The 6000-nt window shown below is 74.8% G+C and carries 4 protein-coding genes and 1 pseudogene; all 5 read right to left on the reverse strand.

Going from position 1 to position 6000, the window contains the following annotated elements; translation table 11 throughout:
* Positions 1-491: 491 nt before the first annotated feature.
* A complete protein-coding gene (locus AB4039_RS10020; protein ID WP_266840241.1) occupies positions 492-1031 on the reverse strand; it encodes a bacterial proteasome activator family protein in 540 nt (179 codons plus the stop codon).
* Positions 1032-1113: 82 nt separating this feature from the next.
* The gene (locus AB4039_RS10025; protein ID WP_442270528.1) at positions 1114-3873 is read right to left on the reverse strand and encodes an FtsX-like permease family protein; all 2760 of its coding nucleotides are present in this window, start codon (positions 3871-3873) and stop codon (positions 1114-1116) included.
* Between the two features lie 101 nt (positions 3874-3974).
* Positions 3975-4766, reverse strand: a complete 792-nt coding sequence (locus AB4039_RS10030; RefSeq protein ID WP_266840240.1) for an ABC transporter ATP-binding protein — start codon at positions 4764-4766, stop codon at positions 3975-3977.
* A gap of 25 nt (positions 4767-4791) precedes the next feature.
* Positions 4792-5448, reverse strand: coding sequence for a PadR family transcriptional regulator (locus tag AB4039_RS10035; protein WP_266840239.1), 657 nt, complete (start codon positions 5446-5448; stop codon positions 4792-4794).
* An 86-nt stretch (positions 5449-5534) separates the two neighbouring features.
* Positions 5535-6000 (reverse strand): annotated as a pseudogene (locus AB4039_RS10040) (hypothetical protein); the annotation flags it as partial.

Genomic DNA, 6000 nt, shown 5'->3' on the forward strand with positions numbered 1-6000 from the left:
AGGCGGGGCGCCGTGACCCGGGGACTGGTCCCGCGCCTTTCCACCAGCCCGCCCCCAGTACCCCGGCGGGTACGAAGTGGGCCGGTCCGTGGCCCGCTTGGCGTGCCGGGAGCGGCCGAGCGGTGCAGTGCGGTGGGATCACCGGGATGGCCCGGGGGCGGGTCAGCTGTCCGGCACGGCACGGCACGGCACGGCCCGTGGCGGGGCGGCGGTGGCCGTCCCCCGCTGCGCCTCGGGGCCCTGACGGGCGGTCATCACGCCGAGGGCGGGCGTGCGGTGCGCGCCCGTCGTCAGGGGCGGGGGCGGCGGGCGCGAGGATCGGGTATGCGTCGGTCGGGCCCGGTACGGCCGCCGCTGCCGGGTGGTGTGACCCCCCCCAGCGCCGGAGGGGCTCCCGCGTACGTCCTGTACGCGGGAGCCCCTCCGGATCGCGGTGCTTCCCCTCGGCCCCGGCGACCGCACGGCACGGCTGCCCGGGGTCCGGCGGGTGCCTACAGGTACGGGCCCGAGCGGATCGCGCCGTGGGGGCCGTCCTCGTCCTCGTCGTGCGAGGCACCCGCAGGCAGTGCGCGGCGCATCTGCTCCAGCTGGGCCCGCGCCGCCATCTGCTGCGCGAACAGGGCCGTCTGGATCCCGTGGAAGAGACCCTCCAGCCAGCCCACCAACTGCGCCTGGGCGATCCGCAGTTCCGCCTCGGACGGGATCGCCTCCTCCGTGAAGGGGAGGGACAGGCGCTCCAGTTCCTCGACCAGCTCCGGGGCGAGGCCGTCCTCGAGTTCCTTCACCGAGGCGGCGTGGATGTCCTTGAGCCGGACCCGGCTCGCCTCGTCGAGGGGTGCGGCGCGCACCTCTTCCAGGAGTTGTTTGATCATGCTGCCGATCCGCATGACCTTGGCAGGCTGTTCGACCATCTCCGTCACCGGGACCTCGCGCGACTCGTCATCGGCGCCGCCGACCGCCGTCCCGTCCTGTCCCACGATCAGGACGTGCGGGGGACTGTCCTGCGACCGTTCACTCCTCGGCATCTCCATGCCGTCATTCTCTCGCACACCGTCTTACCCACACGGTGTGCCCCCGTACGGGCGTGATCCACCCTGTACGGGGGCCGCAACCTCAGCCCGCCGCCCGGCGGGCCAGTGCGCCGTTCGAACGGGTGACCAGGGCCGCCAGGAGGGCCGCGCCGAGCGGGACCAGGACCAGCAGTCCGGCGATGGTGTCCCACGGCACCGAGATCGGTACGTAGATCTCGGCGTCGCGCGCCGTGGCGTAGCCCAGCTCCAGGCCGTGCCTGACCAGGCGCCGCTGCTCGTTCTCCTGGGTGAGCCGGAGCCCGACGGCCGGCAGGATGCCCGCCGCGGCGCCGAGCACCACGCCCATCAGGGCGACCACCCCACACTGGAAGCCGCTGAGCGTGCGGCGCACCCGCGGGGCCGCGCCGACCGCGGCCAGGGTCTTCAGGTCGGCCTCGGAGTCCGCCTGGGCCAGGCCGGTCGCGATGCCGGCCGCGCCGATGGTGACCAGGCCCGCGAAGACGCTGAGCGCGAGGACGCCCACCGTGCTCTGCCCCTCGTAACCCGACTCGATCTTGACCCGGGTGTCGGCGCCCAGCCGGTCGATGTCCCCGTCGAGCCGTTGCCGCTGCTCGCTGCCGGCCTTCCCGTCGAGGCGGAAGTACGAGCCGACGGGGGCGGTGGCGATGCCGGCCGCCTTGGCGGCGGCGGGCGGGACCACCAGGTTCAGGCCCCAGCTGTTCGTGCCGGCCGGGGCCGTGTGCACCGGGAGCCGCTTGTCCGCGCCGGGCACTTCGGCGTGCTTCGCGAGGGCCGCGTCGGCCGCCGCCGGGTCGGTGACGATCCGCAGGGTGACCGTGCCGTCCTTGACGATGCGCGGGTCGAAGGCGACGGCCCGGCCGTCCTTGAGGGCCGCCACCGAGCCGGGGTCGGTGACCGCCAGGACGGACATCAGCTTCTCGTCGGCGACGACGGTGTCCGAGACGGGGACGAAGTCCCGTACCGCGCAGCGCGGGTCGTCCTGCCGCAGACGCTTGACCTCCGCCGGGGGGAAGGAGGCGGCCCCGTGTTCGGCATCGTTGAGCGGACAGCGCTGCTCTTTCGGGGTGATGACCTCGACCCGTCCGCAGCCCGGCTCCGAGGAGCCTCGGGAGCAGCCCGGGTTGCCGGCGACGAGCCGGTCCGCGTCGGCCCGTACGGCCAGCGGCAGGTCCTTCGCGAGGGTGTCGCGCAGGGCCGGTACGTCCTTGTGGCCGCGGTTGTCGCTGGCCATCAGGTAGCCGGAGCCGGTGGGGAGCTCGGCGGTGTACTCGTGGCGGGCCTGGACGTCCTTGCTGTGCTGGTACGTGGCGACGGCCACGGTTCCGGCGACGGCGGCCAGGACCGCGGCCACGGCGGGCGCCGTACGCCCCCGGTTGCGGACGGAGTCGCGCAGGGCGAGCCGGGGCGACAGGGGCAGCAGCCGGCCGAGCCGCCCGAAGAGCCCGACCAGCACGGGGGTGAGGGCGACGACGCCCAGTTCGGCGAGGGCGCTGCCGCCCGAGACGAAGGTGGGGCTGATCCGGTACTCGGCCCCGTAGAGGGCGATCGTGACGCCGCCGGCGATGGCGAGCAGGCCGATGACGGGCAGCACCCGGCCGGCCCGGCGGACGCCGCGACGGCCGGTGAGAGAGGCCAGGACGGTCTGCCGGGAGGCGGTGACGGCAGGGGCGATCGCGGCGAGCACGCCGGTCAGCACGGCGAGCCCGGCGATGCCGAGGATCTCCAGCGGGCGGACGGCGAAGCCGCCGAAGCGGCTGCCGATCTGCTCCTCCAGGACGGGCCGCAGCCCGAGGGTGAGGGCCGTTCCGATCGCGGTGCCGATGAGGGCGGCGGCGGCTCCGATCACCAGGCCGCCGGAGAGGACCACGGCGCGGATGTGCCGGCGGGCGCCGCCGTTGGCGCCGACCAGGCCGAGCTGGCGGCGGGAGCGCCGGGCGCCGACCGCGAAGGCGGGTCCGGCGAGGAGGCAGACCTCCAGCATGGTCAGACCCACGACGGTGGCCAGGACGGCCTGCTCGGTGACCTTGCCGCCGTCGTTGTCCTGGGTGTAGCGCTCCTTGGGCTCCTGCTTGAACAGGGGCACCTCGGCGTCGGCGGGCGGGCGCCGGGTCACGGCGCGGGAGTCCACCAGGGCGCCCTTGGCGTTGGCCGCCACGACGGCGTTCCACGTGAAACCTTCGCCACCGGTCGAGACCAGGTAGGAGGTGCTGGTGTGGAGCCCGTTTCCCGAGTCGGCCCGCAGGGCCCGGTCCAGCGGGGCGAACAGGGTCCCGGGGAGGGCCAGGAGCTCGGGGGTGCGCAGGCTGGACGGGAGCTCGTAGGCGCCGACGATGCGGTAGGAGGAGGGGGAGCCGCGCGGGGTGGCCGCGGAGCCGACGTGCAGCCCGGACTCCTTGAGGAAGGTGTTGGTGGCGATGACCTCGCCGGGGCCCTGCGGCAGCCGGCCGCGGTCCAGCGTGATCAGGCCGCGGGTCAGCGGGCTGTGGACGTCCAGTTCGCGCAGTTCGGTCATGAGCAGTCCGTGGGCGCTGTGCACCTTGATGTTGCTCTTGCCGTCCTCGGCGACCTGGGCGCCGGCCGGGATCGCGTCCTTCAGTGAGGACGGCTTCCGCTCCGGGGCGGGCCGGTACTTCTCGTAGCCGCCGACGGGGGCGTAGCGCCGGCCGTCGGGGTGCTGGAGGATCGGGCCGTCGAGACCGGTCTCGGAGAACCGGGCGTCGGCGGCGCCGATCTGACGGGTCAGCTGCTGCTCGGTGGTCAGCTCGGAGCTGCGCAGGGTGAGGTCGGCGGCGCTCACTCCGACGATCGGCAGGGCGATCATCGACAGGACCAGGACACTGCGGCCCTTGGCGCGCCAGGCGTCGCGGCGGGCGATGCGCAGGGCCGCGACCCAGGGGTGGTACCAGGAGCCGAACAGTGAGCTCACAGGCCGGCCGCCCGCCCGGAGAGCAGCGAGTCGGCCTGGCTGCGGAGGGTTTCGTCGACGACGCTGCCGTCGCGCAGGAAGACGACCCGGTCGGCCCAGGCGGCGAAGCGGGGTTCGTGGGTGACGAGGATCCCGGCGGCGCCCGCGTCGCAGCGGGAGCGCAGCAGAGCGAGGACGGATTCGCCGGTCTCGGAGTCGAGGGCGCCGGTGGGTTCGTCGGCGAGGACCAGGCGGCGGTCGCCGACCAGGGCGCGGGCGAGGGCGACGCGCTGCTGCTGGCCGCCGGACATCTCGTCGGGGAAGCGATCGGCGAGGGGGCGCAGGCCGATCTCGTCCAGGGCGTTGAGGGCGGCGGCGCGGGCCTTGCGGGCGGAGGTGCCGTCGAGTTCGAGGGGCAGGGCCACGTTCTCTGCGGCGGTGAGGGCCGGGATGAGGTTGTAGTCCTGGAAGACGTAGCCGATGCTGCGGCGGCGCAGGGCGGCGAGCTGTCGGGGTCCGGCGGTGGTGATGTCCACGCCTTCGACGATGACGTGGCCGCTCGTGGGGGTGTCGAGCCCGCCCGCGAGGGTGAGCAGGGTCGACTTCCCGGAGCCGGAAGGGCCCATGACGGCGACGAGCTCTCCGGCGTGGACGCTCAGGTCGATGCCGCGCAGCGCGTGCACCTCGGTGGCGCCGCTGCCGTGGGTGCGGACGAGCCGGTCGAGCTGGAGTACGGGCTGGGACGCGGACCGGGGTGCGGTGCGGCCCCCGGTCCGGGGTATGGCCTGGGAACGGTGCTGGTTGGGCATGAGGGATCCCCCCTGGAAAGGTGGTTCAGCCGCGCCGCGTACGGGCGCTGCGGGGCCGGACGGCGGTGGCGTCTGCGGCGGGGTCGGTGGTCCGGGGTGCGTCCGGGGCGGGCGGCGGTGCGGGCTCGGCGGCGGCGCGGGCGGCCAGCCGGACCAGCCGGGACTCGGAGTGGTCGAGCCAGCGGGCCTCGGCCTCGGTCTGGAAGATGAGCTGTTCCAGGACCAGCAGCCAGGCCAGGTCGTCGCGTTCGTCGGAGCGGCCGCTCTCGATGGCGGTGACGGCCTGGGCCTTGAGCCGGGTGTAGTCCTGCATCGCCTTGATGGTGGCGTGCCGTTGGGACTGGATGACGGCGCGGATGTCCACGCCGGGGGCGCCCACGGCCATGGCGAGCTTGATGGAGAGCTCGTCGCGGGGCGGGTTGGTGCGGTCGACCGGGCGCTCGTACCACTCGCGGAGTTCGGCGCGGCCGTTGTCGGTGATGGCGTAGAGGGTGTGCCCGGCGGTGTCCTCGCCGCCGGGGGCGACGAGCCCGTCCCGCTCCAGGCGGCCGAGGGTCGTGTACACCTGCCCGACGTTGAGCGGCCAGGTGGAGCCGGTGCGGGATTCGAATTCGGAACGCAGCTGGGACCCGTAGCGGGGGCCCCGTTCCAGCAGGGCGAGAAGCCCGTGACGGATCGACATACTGAGTATGTATACCTTGGCATACCCGGTATGTATACCCAGTATGGTCCGCGTGGCCCGGACGGCGCCCCGGTCGGCGCCCTCGGCTAGCGCCCCTGGCGCAGCCGCACGCCCATGTACCCGAGGCCCAGTCCCATCAGGGCCAGTCCGGTGCCGAGCGGCAGTATGTGCGCGGCCAGGTCGGCGGCCCGTCCGTTGGGTTCCGCGCCGACCGCGGTGACCGCGGAGGGGTGGCTCGGGGCGGGACTGCGGGGGGAGTTGCGGGAGGGGCTCCGGGCGGGGGCCGGGGTGGCGCCCGGGGGCACGTGCGCGGACGCGGCCGGATCCGGGTTCTGGGGCCGCGGGCGGGCCGGGTGCACCGCGTGGGGAGCCGCGGCGAACTCGGCGGCGGGGGGCTCCTCGGCGGGCCTCCCGGGGTGCTCCCGGCCGACGCCGGCCGCGCTGCCGGCGAGCTCCTCGTAAGCCTCTTCCGGCACTTCGGCCACCACGGCGGCCGCCTTCGCCCCGGCCGCCGTCGCGGCGAGGGCCGCGGGCGCGCGGGCGGGGGGCGGC

Source organism: Streptomyces sp. M-16 (assembly GCF_052114405.1).
Lineage (GTDB): Bacteria > Actinomycetota > Actinomycetes > Streptomycetales > Streptomycetaceae > Streptomyces.